The sequence below is a fragment of the Embleya sp. NBC_00888 genome (assembly GCF_045207655.1).
Classification (GTDB): domain Bacteria; phylum Actinomycetota; class Actinomycetes; order Streptomycetales; family Streptomycetaceae; genus Embleya.
The window spans coordinates 4867551-4890609 of record NZ_CP108784.1 but is presented as its reverse complement, the minus strand read 5'-3'; the positions used below and the strand labels follow the sequence as shown (position 1 = coordinate 4890609).

Annotated in this window: 26 protein-coding genes; 10 read left to right on the top strand and 16 right to left on the bottom strand. The window is 71.3% G+C overall.

The annotated features are described in order from the left end of the window. Nucleotides 1–246: 246 nt before the first annotated feature. On the top strand, nt 247–675 hold the full coding sequence (locus tag OG948_RS20685; protein ID WP_406297941.1) for a PPOX class F420-dependent oxidoreductase: 429 nt from the start codon (nt 247–249) through the stop codon (nt 673–675). Nucleotides 676–750: 75 nt separating this feature from the next. On the opposite strand, the gene OG948_RS20680 is transcribed toward OG948_RS20685, so the two are convergent. From OG948_RS20680 to OG948_RS20655, 6 genes are all read right to left on the bottom strand, one after another. Then, entirely contained in the window at nt 751–2007 is a 1257-nt protein-coding gene (locus OG948_RS20680; protein WP_406297940.1) for a TQO small subunit DoxD, read from the bottom strand. An 83-nt stretch (nt 2008–2090) separates the two neighbouring features. Beyond that, a complete protein-coding gene (rlmB, locus tag OG948_RS20675; RefSeq protein ID WP_395864337.1) occupies nt 2091–3068 on the bottom strand; it encodes a 23S rRNA (guanosine(2251)-2'-O)-methyltransferase RlmB in 978 nt (325 codons plus the stop codon). A 142-nt stretch (nt 3069–3210) separates the two neighbouring features. Next, nucleotides 3211–4620: a cysteine--tRNA ligase gene (gene cysS, locus OG948_RS20670; RefSeq protein ID WP_406297939.1), complete on the bottom strand. Its 1410-nt coding sequence runs from the start codon at nt 4618–4620 to the stop codon at nt 3211–3213. 83 nt (nt 4621–4703) lie between these two features. After that, nucleotides 4704–5177, bottom strand: a complete 474-nt coding sequence (ispF, locus tag OG948_RS20665) for a 2-C-methyl-D-erythritol 2,4-cyclodiphosphate synthase (protein WP_406297938.1) — start codon at nt 5175–5177, stop codon at nt 4704–4706. Between the two features lie 19 nt (nt 5178–5196). Continuing rightward, complete coding sequence (gene ispD, locus OG948_RS20660; protein ID WP_406297937.1) at nt 5197–5961, bottom strand: 2-C-methyl-D-erythritol 4-phosphate cytidylyltransferase; 765 nt, start codon at nt 5959–5961, stop codon at nt 5197–5199. A 93-nt stretch (nt 5962–6054) separates the two neighbouring features. Then, on the bottom strand, nt 6055–6537 hold the full coding sequence (locus OG948_RS20655) for a CarD family transcriptional regulator (protein ID WP_020552233.1): 483 nt from the start codon (nt 6535–6537) through the stop codon (nt 6055–6057). Between the two features lie 386 nt (nt 6538–6923). Between OG948_RS20655 and OG948_RS20650 the strand changes: the two genes are divergently transcribed. Next, on the top strand, nt 6924–7613 hold the full coding sequence (locus tag OG948_RS20650; RefSeq protein WP_406297936.1) for a hypothetical protein: 690 nt from the start codon (nt 6924–6926) through the stop codon (nt 7611–7613). Between the two features lie 108 nt (nt 7614–7721). Here OG948_RS20650 and OG948_RS20645 read toward each other — a convergent pair whose 3' ends face one another. From OG948_RS20645 to mshA, 5 genes are all read right to left on the bottom strand, one after another. Continuing rightward, nucleotides 7722–8402, bottom strand: coding sequence for a response regulator transcription factor (locus OG948_RS20645; RefSeq protein WP_020552235.1), 681 nt, complete (start codon nt 8400–8402; stop codon nt 7722–7724). After that, nucleotides 8399–9589 (bottom strand): sensor histidine kinase, encoded by a 1191-nt coding sequence (locus OG948_RS20640; protein ID WP_406297935.1) that lies wholly within the window; start codon nt 9587–9589, stop codon nt 8399–8401. Before OG948_RS20640 ends, OG948_RS20645 begins: the two co-directional genes overlap by 4 nt. 353 nt (nt 9590–9942) lie before the next feature. Then, entirely contained in the window at nt 9943–10701 is a 759-nt protein-coding gene (locus tag OG948_RS20635) for a phosphoglyceromutase (protein WP_406297934.1), read from the bottom strand. Nucleotides 10702–10809: 108 nt separating this feature from the next. Next, the gene (locus tag OG948_RS20630; protein WP_406297933.1) at nt 10810–11328 is read right to left on the bottom strand and encodes a YbjN domain-containing protein; all 519 of its coding nucleotides are present in this window, start codon (nt 11326–11328) and stop codon (nt 10810–10812) included. A gap of 27 nt (nt 11329–11355) precedes the next feature. Further along, nucleotides 11356–12675 carry a D-inositol-3-phosphate glycosyltransferase gene (gene mshA / locus OG948_RS20625; RefSeq protein ID WP_406297932.1) on the bottom strand — a complete coding sequence of 440 codons (1320 nt, stop codon included), beginning with the start codon at nt 12673–12675 and terminating at the stop codon, nt 11356–11358. A 228-nt stretch (nt 12676–12903) separates the two neighbouring features. On the opposite strand from mshA, the gene OG948_RS20620 reads away from it, so the two are divergent. Together OG948_RS20620 and OG948_RS20615 are read left to right on the top strand one after the other, a co-directional pair. Continuing rightward, the gene (locus OG948_RS20620) at nt 12904–13788 is read left to right on the top strand and encodes a class I SAM-dependent methyltransferase (protein WP_406297931.1); all 885 of its coding nucleotides are present in this window, start codon (nt 12904–12906) and stop codon (nt 13786–13788) included. A gap of 355 nt (nt 13789–14143) precedes the next feature. After that, complete coding sequence (locus OG948_RS20615) at nt 14144–15469, top strand: NlpC/P60 family protein (protein ID WP_406297930.1); 1326 nt, start codon at nt 14144–14146, stop codon at nt 15467–15469. A gap of 59 nt (nt 15470–15528) precedes the next feature. Here OG948_RS20615 and OG948_RS20610 read toward each other — a convergent pair whose 3' ends face one another. After that, nucleotides 15529–16044: an O-acetyl-ADP-ribose deacetylase gene (locus OG948_RS20610; RefSeq protein ID WP_406297929.1), complete on the bottom strand. Its 516-nt coding sequence runs from the start codon at nt 16042–16044 to the stop codon at nt 15529–15531. A gap of 61 nt (nt 16045–16105) precedes the next feature. Here OG948_RS20610 and OG948_RS20605 point away from each other — a divergent pair, with 61 nt between their 5' ends. The 4 genes from OG948_RS20605 to OG948_RS20590 all read left to right on the top strand — a co-directional run bounded on the left by OG948_RS20605 (nt 16106) and on the right by OG948_RS20590 (nt 20112). Beyond that, nucleotides 16106–16570 carry a MarR family winged helix-turn-helix transcriptional regulator gene (locus OG948_RS20605; RefSeq protein ID WP_406297928.1) on the top strand — a complete coding sequence of 155 codons (465 nt, stop codon included), beginning with the start codon at nt 16106–16108 and terminating at the stop codon, nt 16568–16570. Nucleotides 16571–16688: 118 nt separating this feature from the next. After that, the gene (locus OG948_RS20600) at nt 16689–18017 is read left to right on the top strand and encodes a PP2C family protein-serine/threonine phosphatase (RefSeq protein ID WP_406297927.1); all 1329 of its coding nucleotides are present in this window, start codon (nt 16689–16691) and stop codon (nt 18015–18017) included. Further along, complete coding sequence (locus tag OG948_RS20595; RefSeq protein WP_406297926.1) at nt 18014–19672, top strand: ATP-binding protein; 1659 nt, start codon at nt 18014–18016, stop codon at nt 19670–19672. Before OG948_RS20600 ends, OG948_RS20595 begins: the two co-directional genes overlap by 4 nt. Continuing rightward, nucleotides 19669–20112 (top strand): response regulator, encoded by a 444-nt coding sequence (locus tag OG948_RS20590; protein ID WP_406297925.1) that lies wholly within the window; start codon nt 19669–19671, stop codon nt 20110–20112. The genes OG948_RS20595 and OG948_RS20590 overlap by 4 nt, the downstream gene beginning before the upstream one ends. 42 nt (nt 20113–20154) lie before the next feature. Here the strand turns inward: OG948_RS20590 and OG948_RS20585 are convergent, their stop codons facing one another. The 4 genes from OG948_RS20585 to OG948_RS20570 form a co-directional block, all read right to left on the bottom strand. Continuing rightward, the gene (locus OG948_RS20585) at nt 20155–20475 is read right to left on the bottom strand and encodes a DUF2516 family protein (protein ID WP_395864717.1); all 321 of its coding nucleotides are present in this window, start codon (nt 20473–20475) and stop codon (nt 20155–20157) included. A 149-nt stretch (nt 20476–20624) separates the two neighbouring features. Then, complete coding sequence (locus tag OG948_RS20580) at nt 20625–21122, bottom strand: hypothetical protein (protein ID WP_406297924.1); 498 nt, start codon at nt 21120–21122, stop codon at nt 20625–20627. A gap of 8 nt (nt 21123–21130) precedes the next feature. After that, on the bottom strand, nt 21131–21571 hold the full coding sequence (locus OG948_RS20575; RefSeq protein WP_406297923.1) for a helix-turn-helix domain-containing protein: 441 nt from the start codon (nt 21569–21571) through the stop codon (nt 21131–21133). 104 nt (nt 21572–21675) lie between these two features. Further along, nucleotides 21676–22197, bottom strand: coding sequence for an ABC transporter substrate-binding protein (locus OG948_RS20570; RefSeq protein WP_395864372.1), 522 nt, complete (start codon nt 22195–22197; stop codon nt 21676–21678). An 82-nt stretch (nt 22198–22279) separates the two neighbouring features. Here OG948_RS20570 and dtd point away from each other — a divergent pair, with 82 nt between their 5' ends. Continuing rightward, nucleotides 22280–22705 carry a D-aminoacyl-tRNA deacylase gene (gene dtd / locus OG948_RS20565; RefSeq protein WP_406297922.1) on the top strand — a complete coding sequence of 142 codons (426 nt, stop codon included), beginning with the start codon at nt 22280–22282 and terminating at the stop codon, nt 22703–22705. Between the two features lie 145 nt (nt 22706–22850). After that, nucleotides 22851–23039, top strand: a complete 189-nt coding sequence (locus OG948_RS20560; protein ID WP_406297921.1) for a hypothetical protein — start codon at nt 22851–22853, stop codon at nt 23037–23039. Nucleotides 23040–23059 lie beyond the last annotated feature (20 nt).

The following is a 23059-nucleotide window of genomic DNA, read 5'->3' as shown; positions in this document are numbered from 1 at the left end:
CGCGAAAAAGCGGCGCCTCGCTCGTGACTTCGTGTCCCTGCGCTTCGCTCCGGGGCACGAAGTCAGAGCTTGCGGCTCCGCCGCTCTCCGCGCTTCGCGCGTCGATCACTTGGGCTCACCTGTGTCGGGGGCGCTGACGCGCCGGGGGTGGGCGTCGGTGGTGGGCTTCGGGGGTTGTGTGGGGGTCGCTGGGGAGCGTTGGCGGGGCTACCGGGATTTGGGGCGTTGAGCGGCGAGACTCGGGGCATGGAACGCATGACCGAGACTCAGTGGCGGGCCTTTCTGTTGGCAGGACCGCGTACCGGGAAGCTCGCCACCGTACGCCCCGATGGTCGGCCGCATGTGGCCCCGATCTGGTTCGATCTCGATGATCGTGGGGACACGGTCGAGCTTGTCTTCACCACGTTCGGGTCCTCGGTCAAGGGGCGCAACCTTGCCAACGATCCGCGGGTGAGCCTGTGTGTGGACGACGATCGGCCGCCGTACGCGTATGTCGTGGTCGAGGGCGAGGCGCGGATCTCGGCCGATCCGGCCGATCTGCGGGTCTGGCCGAGTCGGATCGCCGCGCGGTACATGGGCGCGGACAAGGTGGTGGAGCGCGAGCCGGTCGAGGGCGAACAGGTGGTCCACGTGCACATCCACCACGTGGTGGCCGATCGGAACATCGCCGGCTGAGGACGCGCGCACGACGTGCCGCGGGGCCCGCACACGGTATGTGCGGGCCCCGCGGCACGTCGTGGGTCCGGCCGGTCAGCCGAGCAGGCCGCCCAGCGGCTTGCTCGCGGTGGCACCGGTCTTGGGTGCGCTGCCGGAGGAACCGGTGGTCGAGCCCGCGGCCGGCGCGGAGGGCGGCGTCGACTTCTTCTCGGCGGGGTCGGCCGGGGACGACTTGGCCGCGCCCGTGCCGGTCCTGGGGACGGCGCTCGGCGTCGGGGTGTTCGCCGCGCGCGGCGTGGCCTGCGGCTGGGCGCTCGGGCGGCCCGGTCCGGTCGCCACCGAGGGTTCGGCCACCGGCGGGCGCGGCTGGGTGGCCACCGCGCCGCCCTGCTGCCCGGCCGCCGGGACGACGGCAACGGTCGCGGCGGGCCCCGGGTCGCCGACCCGGCCGGTGTCCGACTCGTCGAGGTGCCGGTGGCCGCCGCCCAGCAACGAGCCCGCGAGCAGCGTCGCGCCGACTCCCGCGAACGCGAGCATCGAGCCGTAGCCGAGCTTGCGCCGCCGGGCCCGCACGGGAGTGATGATCGGGCCGCGCCAGGTGCGCAGCGACAACCACGCGTCCGCCGAGTACATCGGCGCGCCCGCCAGGGCCAGCGGGCTGAACGCGGCCAGGAAGACCACGTAGGGCGCGTGGTAGGGCGAGGAGCCGGTGCCCACCGCGATCAGTACGCCCAGCGAGAGCAACATCCCGAGCAGGCCCGCGAGCCGGGTCCACAACCCCAGCATGACCGCGAAGCCGACCACCACCTGCCCGAACGCGAACAGCAGGCCCGCCCCGATCGCGTGATCGGCGGCCAGGTCCATCACCGACGGCGACAGACTGCCCTCGCGCAGCACCCCGATCCGGTGCCCGAAGGAATCGGTCGAGCTCGGATCCAGGAAGCCCGGCGCGTAGAGCTTGCGCAGCCCCTCGACCAGGAACGCCCCGCCCAGGAACAGCCGCAGCGGCAACAACACCGTGCCGCCCTGGAGCGTGGCCCGGCGCGCGTGCGTGGGCGCCGGGGCCGAGGTGCCGTCCCGCCCGCGCCCGGCCGCGAGATCGCGACGCGCGGGCGGCACCCGCCGCCGCGGTGCCTCGTCCCGGATCACCGGCAGCCGCGTGGTGGCGTCGTCCGCCGGGCCACGTGCTCCGGGCACGGGTCTGCCGCCGACCCCGGGGCCGCCGATCACCACCCGCAGGGTCTTGGTGGGGGTGGCGACCGTCGCCGGATCGCCGGGATCGCGCACTGCCGAGGGCGAGGGCAACAGCCCGACAGCACCGCCGAAGCTGCCTTCAGATCTGGTGTCCACGCATCAATAACCGCGCGAGGGCACCGGAGGATGCGGCCCTTCGCGTATTACCCGATGCGGGCCCCACGGCCCCCCGCGCGGCGTTACACTGCGCGACGCCTGGCCACCTCGTAGAGCACGATGCTCGCCGCGACGCCGGCGTTCAGCGACTCGTTGCCGCCCGCCATCGGGATCCGCACGGTGATGTCGCAGGTCTCCTGGACCAGTCGGCCCAAACCCTTGCCCTCGGAACCCACGACCACCACGATCGGGTCGGTCGCCGCGGCCAGTTCCTCCAGCGAGATGTCGCCGTCGGCGGCGAGGCCGACCACGGTCAGGCCCGCCTTCTTGTACGCCTCCAGCGCACGGGTGAGGTTGGCCGCCCGGGCCACCGGGACCCGCGTGGCCGCGCCCGCCGAGGACTTCCAGGCGCCCGCGGTCATCCCGGCCGCGCGCCGCTCCGGCACGACCACGCCGTGGCCGCCGAACGCCGCCGCGGAACGGATCACCGCACCGAGGTTGCGCGGGTCGGTGACGCTGTCGAGCGCGACGATGATCGGCGTCTCGCCGCGGTCGTGCGCCTCGACCACGAGGTCGTCCGGGTGCGCGTACTCGTACGGCGGCATCTGGAGCACCAGACCCTGGTGGATCGCGCCGTCGGTCATCCGGTCCAGTTCGGGACGCGGGATCTCCATCAGCGGGATGCCGCGCACGTTCGCGATCTTCATCGCCTCGCGCACCCGGTCGTCGCTGTCGATGTACTGCGCGATGAACAACGACGTGGCCGGCGCGTCGGCGCGCAGCACCTCGAGCACCGAGTTGCGGCCCGCGACCAGCTCGTTCGAGCTCTTGCCGCCGCGTCCGGGACGACCGCCGGCGGCGCGTCGAGCGGCCGGCGCCGCGGCCTTGCGCTTGGCGGCGGCGTTCGCGGCGCGCTGCTTGGCGTGCCCCTTGCGCATCTCCGCGGGCGGCGTCGGCCCCTTGCCCTTGAGCGCCCGGCGGCTGTGCCCACCAGTACCGACCGAGGGCCCCTTCTTGCTTCCCTCGTTGCGCTTGTTACGGCGCTCCGTGTTGCCGGCCATGACGGGTACATCCCTTCGATTGCTTCATCATCAGCTGCGAAAACAGCTCACATGCTTGTACAACCGTACGGCCGGCCCGCCACCTCGTGGCGATCCGGCCGTACGGCACGTCTTCGTCGGGCCCGGGTGGGCCCGATTCCCGTCAGTCCCGGTGCAGCGTCCACCGGGGCCCGTTGGGCGTGTCCTCCACCACGATCCCGGCCGCCGTGAGGCTGTCCCGGACCGCGTCCGCCGCGGCGTAGTCCTTGCGGGCCCGCGCCGCCTCGCGCTGCTGGAGCGCGAGTTTGACCAGGTGGTCGACCACCCCGCGCAGTTCGTCGGAGCGACCGGCGGAGGTGCCCGCCGTCCACTGCTCCGACAGCGGGTCCATGCCGAGCACGCCCAGCATCGCCCGGATGTCCGCCGCGTGCCGCACGACGGCGTCCTTGTCGCCCGCCGCCAGCGCGGTGTTGCCGTCGCGCACGGTGTTGTGCACGACCGCCATCGCCTGCGGCACACCCAGGTCGTCGTCCATCGCCGCGGCGAACACCGCCGGCACGTCCGCCGCCGGTTCGATCGCCCCGGTCTGCTCGCCCGCGCGCTCGAGGAATCCCTCTATCCGCCCGAACGAGACCTCGGCCTCGCGCAGGGCCTCCTCGCTGTACTCGATCATCGACCGGTAGTGCGGGGTGGCCAGGTAGTACCGCAGGACGAGCGGCGACCAGCGCTTGAGCATCTCCGCTACGAGCACGGAGTTGCCGAGCGACTTGCTCATCTTCTCACCGCTGAGGGTGACCCAGGCGTTGTGCATCCAGTAGTTGGCGAACGCGTCGCCCGCCGCCTTGGACTGGGCGATCTCGTTCTCGTGGTGCGGGAAGACCAGGTCGAGCCCGCCGCCGTGGATGTCGAACGCCGGCCCCAGGTACTTGTGCGCCATCGCGGAGCACTCCAGGTGCCAGCCCGGACGGCCGTTGCCCCACGGAGTCTCCCACGAGGGCTCGCCGGGCTTGGCCGACTTCCACAGCGCGAAGTCGCGCCGATCCCGCTTGCCCGCCGCACCCGCGCCCGCGTCCTCCGCCTCGCGCATCGCGTCCGGCTTCTGACCGGACAGCGCGCCGTACGCGGGGAACGAGGACACGTCGAAGTAGACGTCGCCGCCGGACGGATAGGCGTGCCCGGTCGCGATCAGCCGGTCCATCATCGCGACCATCTCGGGGATGTGCCCGGTCGCCCGGGGCTCCACCGTCGAGGGCAGGCAGCCGAGCGCGGTGTACGCGTCCGCGAAGGCGCGCTCGTTGGTCTGCGCCACCTGCCAGTACGGAATCTCCTCCGTGCAGGACTTCGCGATGATCTTGTCGTCGATGTCGGTGACGTTGCGGCAGAACACGACGTCGTTGCCGCGGTGGGCGAACCACCGGCGCAGCACGTCGAAGTTCAGCCCCGATCGGATGTGCCCGATGTGCGGCGGCGCCTGCACGGTGGCACCACACAAGTAGATCGAGACCTGTCCCTCGACAAGCGGCACGAAGTCCCGGACCGTGCGGGTGCTGGTGTCGTACAGGCGCATGCTCACACGCGCAAGCTTAGAGCGTCGGAACGGCCCGGCGTTCCCCTGTTATTTGCCTGTTCGCGACGATCACCCGGCCGTGCCGAGGATCAGCTCGACGCCGCGACCACGAGCGCGGTGGCGATCGCGGCCACCCCCTCGGCCCGCCCGGTCAGCCCGAGTCCGTCGGTGGTGGTCCCGGACACCGACACCGGCGCGCCGACCGCGGCCGACAGCGCCGCCTCGGCCTCGGCCCGGCGCCGGCCCACCTTCGGCCGGATCCCGATCACCTGCACCGCGACATTGCCGATCTCGAAGCCCGCCGCGCGCACCAATCGCGCCGCCTCGGCCAACAGCGTCACCCCCGACGCCCCCGACCACTGCGGCCGGGAGGTGCCGAAGTGCGCGCCCAGATCGCCGATCCCGGCCGCCGAGAACAACGCGTCGCACGCGGCGTGCGCGGCCACATCGGCGTCCGAGTGCCCGGCCAGCCCGGTCTCCCCGGGCCAGTGCAGGCCGGCCACCCACAACTCGCGGCCCTCCTCGAAGGCGTGTACGTCCACCCCGATCCCGGTGCGGGGCAAAACGACACGAGAGGCGTGCTCACCGGACAACGTCGATCTCCGTACTCTCCGCGCCGATCGCCGCCCCGTCGGCCGCCTGTTCCGCGCGCCGCGCCAACAGCGCGCCGGCGAGCAGCAGGTCGAACGGTCGGGTCACCTTGAACGCCTCTTCGGAACCGGGCACCACCACGACCGCTCCACCGAGGCGTTCGACCATGCCCGCGTCGTCGGTCGCGCCCTCCCCGCCGAAGCCGCCGGCCTCGGCGTGCGCGCGCGCCAGAACGGCCCGCCGAAAGCCCTGGGGGGTCTGTACGGCGCGCAACGACGACCGGTCGACCGTGCGAACCACGGTCTCGGCGCCGTCGATCGAGGCGACCTCCTTGACCGTGTCCACCACGGGCAGCACGGGCACCACGGCGTCGGCCCCGGCGGCGACGGCGGCGATCACCGCCTCCACCACCTCGGCCGGCACGAACGGACGCGCGGCGTCGTGCACGAGCACGACGTCGTGATCGGCGGGGACCGCGTCGAGCGCGAGCCGCACCGATTCCTGGCGTGTCGCACCGCCCGCGACCACCCGTAGGGGTGATTCCGCCGGCAAATGCGCACGCAAAAGCTCCCGGACACCGGCGACACCGTCCGGCGGTGCGGCGACCACGACCGCGGTTACCCCGCGGGCGGCCAACAGCGACCGGACGGCGTGCACCAGCATCGGGATGTCCCCAAGCTCACGCAACGCCTTGGGCGCACCGGGACCGAGCCGTTCACCACGCCCTGCAGCGGGCACAAGGACCGCAGCGTTCAACGAAGTCCCCTCAAACCACCCGGGCGCCGACGCGGAATCGCGCCGACACCGCACCGGCGGATCCGTCCGTCATCGACGGGCGGATCCTACGGCTCAGGAAGCCAGAACCTCGTCGAGGATGGCCTCGGCCTTGTCCTCGTTCGTGTTCTCGGCGAGCGCCAACTCGCTCACCAAGATCTGCCGAGCCTTTGCCAGCATGCGCTTCTCGCCTGCCGACAGGCCGCGGTCACGCTCGCGGCGCCATAGATCGCGCACGACCTCCGCGACCTTGATAACGTCACCGGAGGCGAGCTTTTCCAGGTTCGCCTTGTAACGTCGTGACCAGTTCGTCGGTTCTTCGGTGTGCGGAGCGCGCAGTACCTCGAAGACGCGGTCGAGCCCTTCCTGGCCCACCACGTCCCGAACACCGACGAATTCCGCGTTGTCCGCAGGCACGCGGACGGTCAAATCACCCTGGGCGACCTTCAACACCAGATAGGTCTTGTCCACACCCTTGATCGTGCGCTGCTCGATCGCCTCGATCAGCGCGGCCCCGTGATGGGGGTAGACCACGGTGTCGCCAACCTTGAACGTCATGTGACAGGTACCCCTTCCGTGGCTTTCTAGGGTAACACGGGACACGCCCCTACTGAATGACGTTTCCGCAGGTCAGGGCCTTAGTCGGGGCTTGACAACCGACCTCCGGCCGTGCTGGGACAGGGAACCCCACACCCGTAGGACTCGAACAAATAGGGCAAACAGCTCCTCCAGGTGGCGAGCCGCGCGCTCTCGCGCGACCCATATGTCACACGGGCCCCACCCATGTCGGTCCCGTGTTCGAGATCATTCCGCCGCCCCGACCGGGCCGAAGCCGGCCGTCGGCGCGGTGAGCCGCGTACAAGTCGTCCGCCGGGGCTGAGTACGCTGTCCCCGGTCGTCCTGACCGGTCCTCGATCCAAGATCTTCAAGGAGATGCCGCCGCCGTGAGCCGCAGCCTTCGACGCGGCGCCCTCGCCGCCACCGTCGCCGTCGTCCTTCCTCTGGCCGCGGGCTGCGCCAGTGGCAACGATGCCGAGACCAGCAAGATCCAGCCCGACACGGCCAACACGGCGTTCGGCGCGCTCAAGATCCAGAACGTGCAGTTGGTGACGAGCGACCCGGGCAAGAACCTGGTCGCGCTCGGTGGCGCGTTGTTCAACGAGGGCACCACGCCCGAGACCATCACCAAGGTGACGGTCGACGGCGCCGGCCAGGCCCTGGGCGGCCCGCTGACCATCCCGGCGGGCGGCTCCCTGTACCTGGTCGACCGGCCGCAGGGAATGGCCGCGGAGAGTCCGCAGGGCAAGGCCTACCTCGGCCCGCTGGTCTTCCCGGACGCGGCGAAGGTGGAGGCCGGGTCGTGGCGCAAGGTGACCTTCGCGTTCGGCACCAACGGCGAGACCTCGCTGAACGTCTCGGTGCACGGGCCGTCCGGCTACTTCGCACAGCTCAAGCCGACCCCGGCGTTCACCCCGCCGCCGGCCCCGCCGGCCGCGCCGCCCACCACCGCGGCACCCACCAACTCCGCAGGCGCGACCTCGCCGCCCGCGACGGGCGCGACCGGTGCGGCGACCACCACCAACGCGGCGAACTCGACTCCGCGCAACAGCTCGTCGGCCCCGGCCGGCGGCTGACGACGCTCGCACGTACCCACGACGGCGCCCGCGCCGCCCCCGGAGTTCCGGTGGGCGACGCGGGCGCCGTCGTCGCGCATGGGGGCGGTTGCCGGCGCCCCGGGCCGATCAGGGCTCGAACTTGTAACCGAGACCGCGCACGGTGACCAGGTAGCGCGGGGCGCCCGGGTCCGGCTCGATCTTGGCGCGCAGCCGCTTCACGTGCACGTCGAGCGTCTTGGTGTCGCCGACATAGCCGACGCCCCACACCCGGTCGATCAGCTGCATCCGGGTCAGCACCCGGCCCGCGTTGCGCAGCAGCACCTCGAGCAGGTCGAACTCCTTGAGCGGGAGGTCGATCCGCCGACCCTCCACGGTGACCCGGTGCGCCTCGACGTCGAGCCGTACCGGCCCGGCCTCGATCGCCCGGGGCTCGTCCGTGGGTTCACCGCCCTGGCGCCGCAGCACGGCGCGGATCCGGGCGATCAGCTCGCGCGTGGAGTACGGCTTCGTGACGTAGTCGTCGGCGCCGATCTCCAGCCCGACGACCTTGTCCACCTCGCTGTCCTTGGCCGTCACCATGATGACCGGCACGTTGGACTTGGCCCTGAGCCCGCGGAACACCTCCGTGCCGGGCAGCCCGGGCAGCATCAGGTCGAGCAGCACCAGGTCGGCGCCGCCCTGGTCGAACAGCTCCAGGGCCTCGGGTCCGGTGGCGGCGACGGCCACCTCGAAGCCTTCCTTGCGAAGCATGTACGACAGCGCGTCGCTGAAGGACTCTTCATCTTCGACGACGAGCACACGGGTCATCGTGAAGCCTCCATGGATGGGGTCGACGATGTCATCGACATCGATTGAGAGGTACTGGACTTGAAGGGCAGCACCAGGGTGAAGGTGGATCCCACACCCTCCAGGCTGCGCACGGTTACCTCTCCCCCGTGGCCCGCCGCGATGTGCTTGACGATGGACAGGCCCAAGCCGGTACCGCCGGTGGCCCGCGAACGGGCCGGATCGACGCGGTAGAACCGCTCGAAAATTCGATCCAGGTCGCGCTGGGGGATGCCCAACCCCTGGTCGGAAACGGTGATGACGGCCATCCGTGCCTCGGCTCTGACCTCGATGTCGACCCTCGTCCTCGCGGGAGAGTAGTTGACCGCGTTCTCGACGAGGTTGCCCAGTGCCATCACCAGTTGATTGTGGTCCCCGGGCACGATCAGGTCACGGTCGCCGCCGATCTCCAGGGTGATCTGCTTCGACTCGGCGGCCTGCCGGCAACGGTCGGCGGCCTCGGCCACCAGTTCGTCCAGCGGCACCGGGCCGACGTGGTGCAGCGGGTGGTCGTTCTGCACCCGGGACAGGTCGATCAGCTCCTGCACCAGGTTGGTCAGCCGGGCCGACTCGATCTGCATGCGACCCGCGAAGCGGATGATCGCCTCGGGGTCGTCACTGGCGTCCATCACCGCCTCGGCCAGCAGCGACAGCGCGCCGACCGGGGTCTTGAGCTCGTGGCTCACGTTGGCCACGAAGTCGCGGCGCACCGCGTCCACCCGGCGGGCCTCGGTACGGTCCTCGACCAGCAGCAGCACCAGCCGGGAGCCCAGCGGCGCGACCCGGGCGGACACCTCGAACTCGTGCGCCTCACCGTCGGCGCGGGCCAGCAGCAGGTCCCGCTGCCTTATCTCGCCGTCGCGTCTGGTCTCCCTGGCCATCGCGAGCAGGTCCTCGGGCACCAACTGGTCGCCTCGGACCAGGCCGAACTTGTAGGCCGCCGAGCTGGCCTTCACGACGGTGTCGAACTCGTCCAGGACCACCGCCGAGGAGCGCAGCACGGACAACACCGTGGCCACTCCGGGCGGCAGCGACGGGGCCACGGCGGGCGCCGCGGCCGTGCCCCTGCCCTGGACTCGCTCACTCCAGCGGAAAGCCAGGGTGCCGGCCACACCCACGGCCAATCCGGATACGGCGGCCAAAGCGGCAGCAGCAACGTTCACGTCCACATGTTCCAGGGTAGAGCTGCTCCGAACGGGTGAAACCGTCCAGAGGGTCCATCGTGCAGATCTTCATGTGTCGTTCATCCGTGCGCCACGCCTGTCACCGGTGATCGTTCGGAGGTCGTCATGCCCGACCCACAGACCCCACCCCAACCTCAGGCCCCCACGCCGGGCTGCAACTGCCCGTCGAGTTGCGGCTGTGGCTGTAAGTCCGGTTCCGCGTGCAATTGCGGGGGCGGCTGCGGCCGCTGAGCCGGCACTCGGGCCGCCGAGCCCGGCCCGTGCGGGGCGCCCCACCCCTTCCGTGACAGGTGGGCGCCCCGCGCGGAGCCGATCGATGGTTCACCCGATGTTCGTGATCACTTGCGGCCCTGGTTCTTGACCGCCTCGATCGCGGCCGCGGCGGCCTCCGGGTCGAGGTAGCGCCCACCCGGCGTGATCGGGCGCAGGTTCGCGTCCAGCTCGTACAGCAGCGGGATGCCGGTGGGGATGTTCAGGCCCGCGATGTCCGCGTCCGAGACGCCGTCCAGATGCTTGACCAGCGCGCGCAGCGAGTTGCCGTGCGCGGCGACCAGCACGGTGTCGCCGCCGAGCAGGTCCGGCACGATCGCGTCGTACCAGTACGGGAGCATGCGCTCGACGACGTCCTTGAGGCACTCGGTGCGCGGGCGGATCTCCACCGGCAGCGACGCGTACCGACGGTCGGCGAACTGCGAGTACTCGTCGTCGTCCGCGAGCGGCGGCGGCGGGGTGTCGTAGGAACGGCGCCAGAGCATGAACTGCTCCTCGCCGAACTCCTCCAGGGTCTGCTTCTTGTCCTTGCCCTGGAGCGCGCCGTAGTGCCGCTCGTTCAGCCGCCAGGAGCGGCGGACGGGCAGCCAGTTCAGGTCGGCCACATCCAGCGCGAGCTGCGCGGTGCGGATCGCGCGGCGCTGGAGCGAGGTGTGCAGGACGTCCGGCAGCACACCCGCGTCGAGCAGCAGTTGCCCGCCGCGCGCGGCCTCCTTCTCACCCTTGTCGGTCAGGTCGACGTCGACCCAGCCGGTGAAAAGTCCGGCTTCGTTCCACTTGCTTTCGCCGTGTCGCAGAAGGATCAGTTTGTAGAGAGCATCAGCCATGGGCAGGAGCCTAATCGAGGCGATCGGGCGCCCGGGCACGGGCTTTTCCGGGGCAGCGGGTCCTGTCCGGCGGACCCACCGGAATCCGCCGGACAGGGCCTAGCCGGCCTAGCCGCGGTTCTCCGGAGCCGCGAAGCGGGCGAAGGCCTCCAGGTTCTTCAGGGATTCGCCGCGTTCGACGCGCCAGTCCCATTCGCGGCGGATCGAGGTGGCGAAGCCGATCTCCAAAAGCGTGTTGAAGCCCTCGTCGGCGGCTTGCAGCACGGCGCCCAGGATGCGATCCACCTCGTCGGTGGTGACCGCCGCGATCGGCAGCCGGCCGTTGAGATAGACGTCGCCCAGCTTGTCCACGGCGAAGGCCACGCCGTACATCCGCACGTTGCGCTCGAGCAGCCAACGGTAGAAGGCCGCGTGGTTCTCGTCCGCGTGCCGGATCACGAACGCGCTCACCGCCAGGGTGTGCGCGTTGACCGTGAGCGCGACCGCCGTCTTGAGCTTGCGGGTGCCCGGCAGGACCGCGACGAACGTGTTCGTCGCGGACTGCTCCCACTCGACGCCGGCGTCCTTCAGGGCCGCGCGGACGGTCTCCGCGGCCCGATCCTGTTGTGCTCCCACGGGCCACTCCATTCGTTTCGGCGTGCGAACGTCTCGACGCTACTGCCCGCCCACGACCCGGCCACGCGGGGCCGCGCTGCGGGCCAGCGTGTCGGCGTAGACCTCGGCCATCGACGCCGCCGCCGAGGACCAGCCGAACGCCGCCGCGTGCCGCACCGCGCCCTCGGAGTAGTCCTCGCGCAGTCCGGGCGCGCGGATCAGGTCGCGCAGGGCCAGGCCGTAGTCCACCGGGTTGTGGCCCCGGACCAGGGTGCCCGAGACGCCGTCGCGCACCGCGGTGGGCAGGCCGCCGACCGACGCCGCGACCACCGGGGTCCCGCAGGCCTGGGCCTCGATGGCCACCAGGCCGAAGGACTCGTTGTAGGAGGGCACCACCGCGACGGTGGCCGCGCGATACCAGTCGGCCAGCACGTCCTGGCGGACCGGCCGCTGGAACCGGACCACGTCGTGGATGCCCAGCGTCGCGGCCAGCTTGTGCAGGTGCTCCGGCGCCGCCATGCCGTTGCCGCTGGGCCCGCCGACCACCGCGACCACGAGCGAGTCGCGCAGGCTCGGATCGGCCTGCAACAGGTGGGCGATCGCGTACAACAACACGTCGGGGGCCTTCAGCGGCTGGATCCGACCGGCGAACAGGATCACCGTGGCGTCCGCCGGCACGCCCAGCCGGCGGCGCGCGTCGGCCATGTCGCCCGGGCAGAAGGTCTCCAGGTCCACGCCGGGGTTGACCACCGCGACCTGGTCGGGGTTCGCGTCGTAGAGGTCGATCAACTGGTCCGCCTCCTCGACCGTGTTGGCGACCAGCCGATCGGCGGCCTCGACCACCTGGGACTCGCCGATCACCCGGGCCCGGGGTTCGGGCGCGTCGCCACCCGCCAGGGAGGCGTTCTTGACCTTGGCCATCGTGTGCATGGTGTGTACCAGCGGCACGCCCCAGCGCTCCTTGGCCAGCCAGCCGACCTGGCCGGAGAGCCAGTAGTGCGAGTGCACGAGGTCGTAGTGCCCCGGCTCGCGCATCGCCTCGGTGCGCAGCACCCCCGAGGTGAACGCGCACAACTGGGCCGGCAGGTCCTCCTTGGACAGGCCCTCGTACGGCCCGGCGGTGACGTGCCGCACCAGGACCCCCGGGGCCATCTCGACGACCGGCGGCAGGTCCCGGCCGGTGGCACGGGTGAATATCTCCACCTCGATGCCGAGCGCGGCCAGCCGCTTGCTGAGTTCGACGATGTAGACGTTCATGCCACCGGCGTCGCCGGTGCCGGGTTGGTGCAGCGGGGAGGTGTGAACGCTCAGCGTCGCGATTCGACGAGGTGCCCCCCGGCGCGCTCCCAATGTGATCGCGCGCTGGACGTGGTGGCTCACTCGTTGACCTCCCAGGCCGGCCCCGTGTCATGTTGTCCGGTGTACAGAGCTACCACGTGTACACAGAGCTACTAGTTGTACAGAGCTACTACCGATGCGTGGGCCGCCCGTCCGTGGTTCTCGGCCCAACTCAAGACCCAACCCATCGTGGTGGGAGGAGATTCCCCGGCGGAGTGTGATCCGGACCGCTCGCGGGGGCGCGTGGAGGTGTTCCCCTACGCTGCGAGCATGGGCACGCGCGGCGACTCGGGGTTCGGCACCCCGGGAGCGGGGACGAGGGCCGCGGCCCGGTCGCGGCCCACCGGGGTGATCACCCGGGGAACCACCAACGCGAACCGGTTGCGCCGGGTGGACCGGTGGCTGACCGACGTACACGCGCGGCTGCTGCGCGGCGCGGCCGATCCGCTGGTGGTCGACGTCGGCTACGGCGCGTCGCCGGTGACCACCGTCGAGCTGTTCCGGCGGTTGCGCACGGTCCGTCCCGACGTCGCGGTGGTCGGCTTCGAGATCGATCCGGAGCGGGTGGCCGCGGCGCTCCCGTACGCCGAGGACGCGCTGACCTTCGCCCGGGGCGGCTTCGAGGTGCCGCTGCCGGCGGGCCGCTCGGCGACCGCGATCCGGGCGTTCAACGTGCTCCGGCAGTACGACGAGGACGCGGTGCCGGCGGCCTGGGCTCGGATGTGCGCCCGCCTGGCCCCGAACGGGGTGCTCGTGGAGGGCACGTGCGACGAGTTGGGCCGGCGCGCGGTGTGGCTGGGCATCGGGGCCGACGCGCGGCCGCGCACGGTGACCTTCGCCGCCCGGTTGGCCGGCCTCGAGCGCCCGTCCGAACTGGCCGAGCGGCTGCCCAAGGCGCTGATCCACCGCAACGTGCCGGGCGAACCGGTGCACACCTTCCTGACCGCGTTCGACCGGGCCTGGGACCTGCACGCGCCGCTGGCCGCGTTCGGCGCCCGGCAGCGCTGGCTCGCGGCGACCGCGACGCTGGCCCGGGACTGGCCGGTGTGCGACCGGCCGGCGCGCCGACGGCAGGGCGAGCTGACCGTGGCGTGGTCGGCGGTGGCCCCGCGCGGGTCGGCCCCGTCGGCCGGCCGGACCGACGGAATTCGGTGACTCGTGTCGGACGGAATTCGGTGACTCGTGTCCGATCCGGAACGGCACATGAAATCTTGAACACACCACGTTCACTTGACCGTGATCGGACCCGGCGTGTCGTCCGTAAATGGATACATTCGCCCGTTCCGATAAGTGGACGATCGTGAATTCTCCTCTGCCCATCGCCGCCGGAACATGCAAGGATCCGACGCTGAGCCGGCCTTTGGGAACTGCCGTCCCGGAAGCACCGGTTCCGTTTCGAATCGACGTCGCCGGCCGGCATCGACAGACACGTCGCAGGAGAGCATTCGAGTTCCGAAAGGGCGAAAGCATGGTGAAACTCGGGGGCCGAAAAGGTCTGCGAACCCGGGCTGTGACCACCTGCGGCGCGGCGCTGTTGTGCGCGGCCCTGTTCGGCGGAAACGCGTGGGCGGACCCGGGCATACCGCCCGTGCCGCCGGCCGGGACCGCGATCACGTCGGTGCAGGATCTGCTGGCCGCGCAGGCCCGGGTGCAGGAGCTGTACCGCCAGGCCGAGCAGGCCACCGAGCGGTTCAACGCCACCACCGAACAACTGGCCCGCACCCAGGTCAAGGTCAACGACGTGAACGCGGGCGTGGTGTGGGCCCGGCAGAACGTCGAGAAGGCCCGCGACGACCTCGGCCGGCTGGCCCGGTTGCAGTACACCACCCGCGGCCTGGACCCGCTGCTCACCCTGATGCTGACCTCGGACCCGCAGGGCTTCCTGCGCGACGCGCCGGCGTACGAGCACATCTCGCAGACGCAGTTGGACACCATCAATCGAGCCAAGCAGGCCGAACTCCAGCTCACCGCGATGCAGAAGAGCGCGGACACCCAGCTCGCCGAGAGCCGTCGGCTGGAGCAGGAGGCGGCCGGCAGCCGGACCGACATCCAGACCCGGATCGCCGAGGCCGAGAAGATACTGGCCGGCCTCACCCCCGAGCAGCTCGCCGAACTGGCCCGGATGGAGGCGCTGTCCGCGGAGGCCGGCCAGGCCCAGCTGAACACGTTGATCGGCAAGCCGGACCAGCAGACCACGCCCAAGGCCGCGCTGGCCATCGCGTTCGCGATCGACAAGATCGGCAAGCCCTACATCTGGGGCGGCGTGGGCCCGGACGGTTACGACTGCTCCGGTCTGACCTCGAAGGCGTGGGCGTTCGCGGGAGTGCCGATCCGCCGCACCTCGCAGGAGCAGTGGGCGTCGCTGCCGCGCGTGCCGCTCGCCGACATGCGCCCGGGCGACCTGATCGTCTACTTCTCCGACGCGAGCCACATCGCCATGTACCTGGGCAACGGCAAGATGGTGCACGCGCCCCGACCGGGCCGCACGATCACCGTGGCGAACGCCGGCTCGATGCCGATCCTCGGCGTGGTGCGTCCCGACGCGGGCGCCGGCACGGTGAACGCCCCGGCCATCCCGCACGTCCCGGCTCCGCCGACCACGCCCACGACGCCGCCGGTCACGCCGCCGGTGACGACACCCCCGGTCACGCCGCCGGTCACGACCCCTCCGGTGACGCCACCGGTGACCACCCCGCCGGTGACCACCGCGCCGCCGAGCACCGAACCGCCGACGACGCAGCCGCCCACGTCGGCGCCGCCGTCGACCGGGGCGCCGAGCAACTCCACGTCGGGCAGCCCGTCCGGGAAGACCTCGGCCGTCCCGAGCGGCGGCTGAGCACCTCGACAACGCGTGTGGGTCGGGCCCCGGGGTCCGGCCCACAGCCGTGTCCGGGTCTACAGCGCGGCGACCGCCTGCTCGAACGCGACGTACGCGCGCGCCTCGAACAGCACGAAGCGCACCTCCTCGAGCGCGGACGGCGTCGCGTGCACGGTCTCGACCGCGATCCGCGCCGCGTCGTCCATCGGCCAGCCGTAGATGCCCGCGGAGATCGCCGGGAACGCCGCCGAGGTCGCGCCGAGGTCGTCCGCCACCCGCAGCGCCTCGCGGTAGCAGGACGCCAACAACGCGGACCGGTCGTCGGTGTGGCTGTACACCGGCCCCACCGTGTGCACGACCCACCGCGCCGGCAGGCGTCCCGCGGTGGTGGCCACCGCGGCGCCGGTCTTCAGGCCCTTCCCGAGCTTTGCCGCGCGCAGCGCCCGGCACTCGGCCAGGATCTCCGGACCGCCCTTGCGGTGGATCGCGCCGTCGACACCGCCACCGCCCATCAGGGAGGAGTTCGCCGCGTTCACGATCGCGTCCACGTGTTGTTCGGTGATGTCGCCGCGCACGAGAGTCATCCGTGTCATGGGCCCAGCCTGCCGGCCCCCGGCGTGGCGCTCCCGCTCCCTCAGCCGGCACAGTGGCCGAATGTCCGTGGCCCGAGGAGAAGGGGACCTACCCGCGGAACTGCTCGATCGTGTGGACGCACTGTGCGAGTGGCTGGCCGCGGTACGCACCCGCGCACACGGCGATCTGGGCGGCCGGGTCTCGCCGTCCCAGTTGCGGGCCCTCCTCGTGATCGCCGGTCACGACGGCATCAATCTGAACATGCTGGCCGCCCGGTTGCGGGCCATCCCGTCCTCGGCGAGCCGCTTGTGCGACCGTCTGGAGGACGCCGGCCTGCTGGTGCGCGGGCTGAGCCCGACCGACCGCCGGGAGGTGGTGCTGCGGCTGGCGCCCGACGGGGTCGGGTTCGTGGAGGAACTGCGGTCGGCTCGACGACAGGCCCTGGCCAAGGTCTTGATACATCTGGAGGCGGACGAGTTGGACTCGCTCGTGCGATCCCTCGCGGTACTGCGTGACGCGGCGCAACGAGCCGCCGACCCGACCTAGCTTCGGCCGAACCCGCGCGCCGTGCGGTTACCCGCTCACACCCCGCCGCGCTATCGTCCTTTTTCGATTGCCGTACGACAACGATTCGTGCGGCGACATCAATCCCGGAGGTGGTGGCGTGCGCCCCGCGTACGGCGGCGACGGCAAAGCGGTCGAACGGACCGACTACCGCGCGGTACCGATGCCCGCCCCCGCGGCATCGGCCCCGGTCGCCCACGCCGCGCACCCGCTGCGCGTCCTGCTCATCGAGGACGACGCGGGCGACGCCTTCCTGGTGGAGGAGTTGCTCGCCGACTCCCCGGACCCGATGGAGATCGTCTGGGCCCGGTCGATGGCCGAGGCCATGGTCAAGCTCGGCGAGGACATCGGCTGCGTCCTGCTGGACCTGGGACTGCCCGACGCCGAGGGGCTGAACGGGCTGCACCGACTGCTGCTGTTCGCGCCGCGGACCGCGGTGATCGTGCTCACCGGCCTGTCCGACGCGCATCGCGGTTCGGCCGCGGTCGCCGCCGGCGCCCAGGACTACCTGGTCAAGCAGGAGATCGACGGCTCGTTGTTGTCCCGGGCGATCCGCTACGCCCTGGAGCGCAAGCGGGCCGACGAGTCGCAGCGCCGACTGGTGGAGTCGGAGCTGCGCGCGCAGGAGAACGCGCGCCTGGAACGCGGGCTGCTCCCCGCGCCGATCCTGCGCGACCCGACACTGGACTTCCGCGCGCGCTATCGCCCCGGTCGCCAGCGGGCGCTGCTGGGCGGGGACCTGTACGACGCGGTGCAGACCGCCGACGGGCGCGTGCACGTGATGATCGGCGACGTCTGCGGGCACGGGCCGGACGAGGCCGCGCTGGGGGTCAACCTGCGGATCGCCTGGCGCTCGCTGATCTTCGCCGGGCTCACCGGCGGCGAATTGCTCACCACGCTGGAGCGGATCTTCGAACACGAGCGACGCTCGGACGAGATGTTCGCCACGTTGTGCATGACCATCATCGAGCCCGATCGTCGACGCGGGCAGGTCTACCTCGCGGGCCATCCGGCGCCGCTGCTGCTCACGCCCAAGGGCGTCGCACCGTTGTCCGAGGGCGCGACCGGCCCGGCGCTGGGCCTGTTCCCGGACGGGCGCTGGGGCCACGAGTCGATGGAGCTGGGCACGGACTGGTCGCTCCTGCTCTACACCGACGGACTGATCGAGGGCCGGATCGGCCCGGGCCCGGAACGACTGGGCACCGAGGGTCTGTTGCCCATGATCGGCCGGCTCCTCGCGGCCGGACGCTCCGGTTACGACCTGATCGATTCCGCCGTGGCCGCGGTGGAAGACCTGCACGGGGGCAGTCTCAACGACGACGTGGCGGTGTTGCTGCTGCGGCACGACCCCGATCGCCCGTTGCACGGCGTGCAGGGGGGACATCCGGTGCTGCCGGGCCAGACGACGGGCGAGGACGACACGGCGTGATTCAGGAGCGGACTCAGCAGGAGCGGGAGCGGCGGGGCGGACCCCGCATGCGCCAGGTGGTCGGGCTGGGCCTGGGCCTGCTCGCGCTGGTGATCGTGATCTCCGCGGTGGTCGGCGCGCTGGCGATATCGCGCCTGAACGACTCGCGGCACACCGTCCTGGACCGCCTGGAACCGGCCGCCAACGCCGCTCTGCGGCTGGAGAACGCGCTGATCGACCAGGAGACCGGCGTGCGCGGCTGGATCATCGGCGGCGACCCGAGCCTGCGCGAGCCGTACACGCAGGGCCGGACCGAGGAGAACCGGGCGTACACGGACCTGGAGCGGCTGTTGCCGAAGTCGGCCGAGGGTGACCGGCTGCGCGCCGACCTGGCCGAGGTGGGCGCCCGGGCGCAGGCGTGGCGCACGGGCTACGCGGAACCGGCACTCGCCGACCGGGCGGCCACCATCGGCGCCTTGCCGCCCGATCAGGGCAAACGACTGTTCGACGCGGTGCGTGCGGCGACGGCCGCCCAGCAGGCCGACCTCGGCGACGAGCGGGCGCGGGCGCGCGAGGAACTCTCCCGCGACGCCACCACGCTGACCGCGACGCTGATCGCGGTGGCCGCGCTGTTCACCGGGCTGGTGCTGCTGGTCGCGCTGGTGTTCCGCCGGATGGTCACCCGCCCGCTGGAGCATCTGGGCGAGCAGGTCCGCAAGGTCACCGAGGGCCACTACAACCAGGTGCTGACCGGCCGGGGGCCGGCCGAGATCACCGCTCTCGCCTACGACGTGAACTCGATGCGCGACCGGATCGTGGAGGAGTTGCACAGCACCGAGGCGGCCCGGGCGCTGATCGACGAGCAGGCCGAGGATCTGCGCCGCTCGAACGCCGAGTTGGAGCAGTTCGCCTACGTCGCCTCGCACGACCTCCAGGAGCCGCTGCGCAAGGTGGCCAGCTTCTGCCAACTCCTGGAAAAGCGGTACAAGGGCCAACTGGACGAGCGGGCCGACCAGTACATCGCGTTCGCGGTGGACGGCGCCAAGCGCATGCAGACGCTGATCAACGACCTGCTCGCGTTCTCCCGGGTGGGCCGGTTGGACACCGAGCGCGGCGATGTGGACCTGCGCGAGTGCCTGGACCACGCGCTGCACGCGCTGGCCGCCGCACGCGAGGAGAGCGGCGCGAGCATCACCGCCGACCCGCTGCCCACGGTGCCGGGCGACGGGCTGCTGCTGGGTCAACTGGTGCAGAACCTGGTCGGCAACGCGATCAAGTTCCACGCCGAGGAGGTGCCGCGCGTGCACCTGGGCGCCCGCTGGGACGGCGCGCAGTGGGAGTTCTCCTGCGTCGACAACGGCATCGGGATCGAGCCGCAGTACGCGGACCGGATCTTCGTGATCTTCCAGCGGCTGCATCCGAAGGACGCTTACGCCGGCACCGGCATCGGGCTGGCCATGTGCAAGAAGATCGTGGAGTACCACGGCGGCCGAATCTGGCTGGATGCCGAGGGCACCGGCGGCACCACGATCCGCTGGACCCTGCCGGGACCGCCGCCGGCCGCGCTGCCGGAGCCGCGCGAATCCGAGCCGGAACCGGAGCGGCCGGAACCGACCACCCGCGAGCCGCAGTCCCAGGGACCGGCCGACGAAGCGGTACGAGGGAGCAACGCATGACCCACCCCATCGAGGGAGCCATCGAAGTCCTGTTGGTCGAGGACGACCCGGGCGACGTGTTGATGACGCGCGAGGCGTTCGAGGACAACAAGGTGCGCAACACGCTGCACGTGGTCAGCGACGGCGTCGAGGCGGTGGCGTTCCTGCGCCGCGAGGGCGAGTACACCGACGCGCCGCGCCCGGACCTGATCCTGTTGGACCTCAACCTGCCGCGCAAGGACGGCCGGGAGGTGCTGGAGGAGATCAAGGCGGACGAGGACCTGCGCCGGATCCCGGTGGTCGTGCTGACCACGTCCGAGGCCGAGGAGGACGTGCTGCGCAGCTACCACCTGCACGCGAACGCCTATGTCACCAAGCCGGTGGACTTCGAGCAGTTCATCAGCGTCGTGCGGCACATCGACGAGTTCTTCGTCTCGGTGGTCAAGCTGCCCACGCGCTGAGCGCGGCCGGCGGGTCGGGCCCCGCGGGTCGGGCCCGGCGGTTCACCAGGGGCCGTACGGCCCCATGTTGCGACCGCCGCCGCGACCGCCGGCGACCTCCTTGAGCGCGGGCCGCACGTCGACGAGGTAGACGATCGCCGCGACCAGGCCCGCGAGCATCAGGATCAGACCCAGGCCGATCGGCAGCACGTCGACCACGACCGCGACGCCGAGCACGATCAGCCAGAAGGACTTCTTCTTCTTGTCCGCCGCGCGGTAGGCGTCCTCGCGCCGGAAGGCGGCGTCGAACAGGCAGAACACCTTGAGCAGCAGGATGCCGAGGAACAGCCAGGTCAGCACCTGGTCGAACTTGGCCGTCAGCAGACCATCGGCCATGGCCAGTTCCATCGATCCTCCTCTGCGCGGCCGCCGCGTGCCGCCACGTGGTGCGGGGATTCCAGTCTGGCATGCCCGATGCCGCCTCGGGGGTTGCCGAGGCGGCATCGGGTCCGTCGGTGTGCGTGGGCCGAGGATCAGGCCTTGGTGTCGGCGGTCGGCTTGGAGCCCGAGTCGCCGACCTTGCCGGCTGCCTGCTCGACGGCGTCGGCCGCCGCGTCGGCGGCCTTGGCGGCGGCGGTCGCCGCGGACTTCGCCTGCGACTTGGCGTTCGCCGCGCCGCGCCGCGCCGCGGTCGTGGTGGCCTTCGCCTTGCTCTCGGTGGTGCTCACGGCCGCCTTGGCCCGCTTGGTGCTCTCCTGCCGGTCGACCCGCTTGACCAGCTTCTCGCCGCGCGCGGCGAGGTCCTCGTAGAGCTCCTTGGCCTTGTCCACCTGGGACTTGGCGAAGGTCTGGGTGCGGTCGGGCAGCGTCTGCAGACGCTCGCGGAGCACCTTGGGGTCGGTGGTGACCTCGACCCGGAAGCGCTCGGGCAACTCGCGCAGCTTCTCCACCACCAGGTCGCCGGCACCGGCGACGGCGTACAGCGGGGTGGTGTCGGTCAGGGTCTTCTTCAGTTCCGTGGCGATTGCCATGGTGTTCCTCACTCTTTCGGATCGAGGTGATCGGTTACGGCCCGGCCGGCCCTGCCGTTCTCGGTTCCGTCGGTGGCGCCCCGTTCGTCCCGCACGGCGCCGTCCTGCGCGTTCTCCTTGCGGAATGCCTCGTAGATCTCGATGAGGACCCGCTTCTGGCGGTCGTTGATCGCCGGATCCGCCATGATCGCGGTGCGCACCTCACGGTCACCCTCCTCGCGCTCGTCGAGGATGCCCGCCTGCACGTAGAGCGTTTCCGCCGAGATGCGGAGCGCCTTGGCGATCTGTTGCAGGATCTCCGCGCTCGGCCGCCGCAGACCGCGCTCGATCTGGCTCAGATAGGGGTTCGAGACCCCGGCCGCCTCGGCGAGTTGCCGAAGCGAATATTGCGCGTTGCGGCGTTGCTCCCGGATGTACTCACCCAGCGAGCCGACGTTCAGACCTGCCATGGCTCCAGCATGCACAGATCGTGCTTGCTATTGCAAGCACTGTGCTAGCAACCGTATGCGGAGTCGATCGTGCCGCTTGTTCGGACCCGATCGTTGGGAAGGTGTCATCGGCCCGACAGCAGGTCCTCCACCTTCGCCTCGCCCTCGCGGTAGCGGCGGGTGATCTCGGCGGCGCAGTCGTCGGCGGTGCGCTGGAGGCGGTGCCGGCGCGAGGACACCTCCTGCTCGTGGGCACCGAGCTTGTCCAGCGCCTCACCCAGCTCCGCGTCGGTGTGCGCGGCCAGGTCGGACAGGCCCACGTCGGCCAGGAGTTGCTCGATCCAACTCCGGTAGCGATCGGTGCGCGGCGGCTGGACGTTGACGTGCCGCGCGCCCCGGGTGGGCGGTCTGGACTCGGACAGGATCTCGGGCAGCCGGCCCACCACCGGCGATTCGGGCTCGGCGCCGTCCTGGCCGGATCGCCGGGCCAGCTCGGCGCGCAGGATGTCGATCCGCCCTTGCAGCAGTCTCCGCAGATAGGACAGATCGTTCTCCTCGCGCTGGGCGTCACGCATGAGTTCGCGAACCCGACTCAGCGTGAGTGCGCGGATGGCCTCCGGGGCCACTCCGTCGGGAAGATCCACCATGAGACGCATCGTGTCATGTCGGACAGACCGCCGCGTGCCACATGGCTCGGAATCGGTCCGGACGGGTGTGCAGAATGGGCCCATGCGTGCCGTCCTGCAGGTCGTGACCGAAGCATCCGTGACCGTCGAAGGGGAGGTCGTCGGCTCGATCGTGGGCCCCGGCCTGTGCGTCCTGGTCGGCGTGACGCACACCGACACTCTTGAGATCGCCCGCCGACTGGCCGCGAAGTTGTGGAGCCTGCGCGTCCTGGACGGCGAGAAGTCCTGCTCGGACCTGTCCGCGCCGCTGCTGGTGATCAGCCAATTCACCCTGTACGGCGATGCCCGCAAGGGCCGTCGACCGACCTGGAACGAGGCCGCGCCGGGCCCGGTCGCCGAACCCCTGGTGGCCGAGGTCGTCGCGGCACTGCGCGCGCTGGGCGCGGAGGTGGCCACCGGTGTATTCGGCGCCGACATGAAGGTCGCGCTCGTCAACGACGGCCCGATGACCCTCGTCGTGGACATGTGACCGGCGCACGCGACCCGCACGACCCCCACGAATGAGCCGGACCCGCGCCCCGGCGATTCCCGTTCCCGGGGGTTCTCCCCATGTTCGCGGGCCCCGCGGGGAAGGAGAATGGGCGTCGGGTACACCGACCGAAAGGGGTTGGACCATGTCGCACCGCGGGCCGTACATCGCGGCCGGGATCGTCGTCGCCATCGTCGCGCTGATCGTGCTGCCGTCGTGGATCGCCTGGACCATCGTGGCGGTCGCGATCGGCCTGCCGGTCGTCGCCTACTTCACCCTGGACCGCTCGCAGCGGCGGCGCCTGCACCGCATCCGCCGCCGCGAGATCCGCTAGCCGAAGGGCCCGCCCGGGCC

Bases quoted from the DNA above. Each gene is read 5' to 3' on its own strand.
- OG948_RS20685 (WP_406297941.1), top strand. From the start codon at position 247: ATGGAACGCATGACCGAGACTCAGTGGCGGGCCTTTCTGTTGGCAGGA.
- rlmB (WP_395864337.1), bottom strand. From the start codon at position 3,068: ATGGCCGGCAACACGGAGCGCCGTAACAAGCGCAACGAGGGAAGCAAG.
- OG948_RS20655 (WP_020552233.1), bottom strand. From the start codon at position 6,537: ATGACGTTCAAGGTTGGCGACACCGTGGTCTACCCCCATCACGGGGCC.
- OG948_RS20645 (WP_020552235.1), bottom strand. From the start codon at position 8,402: ATGACCCGTGTGCTCGTCGTCGAAGATGAAGAGTCCTTCAGCGACGCG.
- OG948_RS20635 (WP_406297934.1), bottom strand. From the start codon at position 10,701: ATGGCTGATGCTCTCTACAAACTGATCCTTCTGCGACACGGCGAAAGC.
- OG948_RS20630 (WP_406297933.1), bottom strand. From the start codon at position 11,328: ATGGAGTGGCCCGTGGGAGCACAACAGGATCGGGCCGCGGAGACCGTC.
- OG948_RS20620 (WP_406297931.1), top strand. From the start codon at position 12,904: ATGGGCACGCGCGGCGACTCGGGGTTCGGCACCCCGGGAGCGGGGACG.
- OG948_RS20610 (WP_406297929.1), bottom strand. From the start codon at position 16,044: ATGACACGGATGACTCTCGTGCGCGGCGACATCACCGAACAACACGTG.
- OG948_RS20605 (WP_406297928.1), top strand. From the start codon at position 16,106: ATGTCCGTGGCCCGAGGAGAAGGGGACCTACCCGCGGAACTGCTCGAT.
- OG948_RS20590 (WP_406297925.1), top strand. From the start codon at position 19,669: ATGACCCACCCCATCGAGGGAGCCATCGAAGTCCTGTTGGTCGAGGAC.
- OG948_RS20580 (WP_406297924.1), bottom strand. From the start codon at position 21,122: ATGGCAATCGCCACGGAACTGAAGAAGACCCTGACCGACACCACCCCG.
- OG948_RS20575 (WP_406297923.1), bottom strand. From the start codon at position 21,571: ATGGCAGGTCTGAACGTCGGCTCGCTGGGTGAGTACATCCGGGAGCAA.
- OG948_RS20570 (WP_395864372.1), bottom strand. From the start codon at position 22,197: ATGGTGGATCTTCCCGACGGAGTGGCCCCGGAGGCCATCCGCGCACTC.
- dtd (WP_406297922.1), top strand. From the start codon at position 22,280: ATGCGTGCCGTCCTGCAGGTCGTGACCGAAGCATCCGTGACCGTCGAA.
- OG948_RS20560 (WP_406297921.1), top strand. From the start codon at position 22,851: ATGTCGCACCGCGGGCCGTACATCGCGGCCGGGATCGTCGTCGCCATC.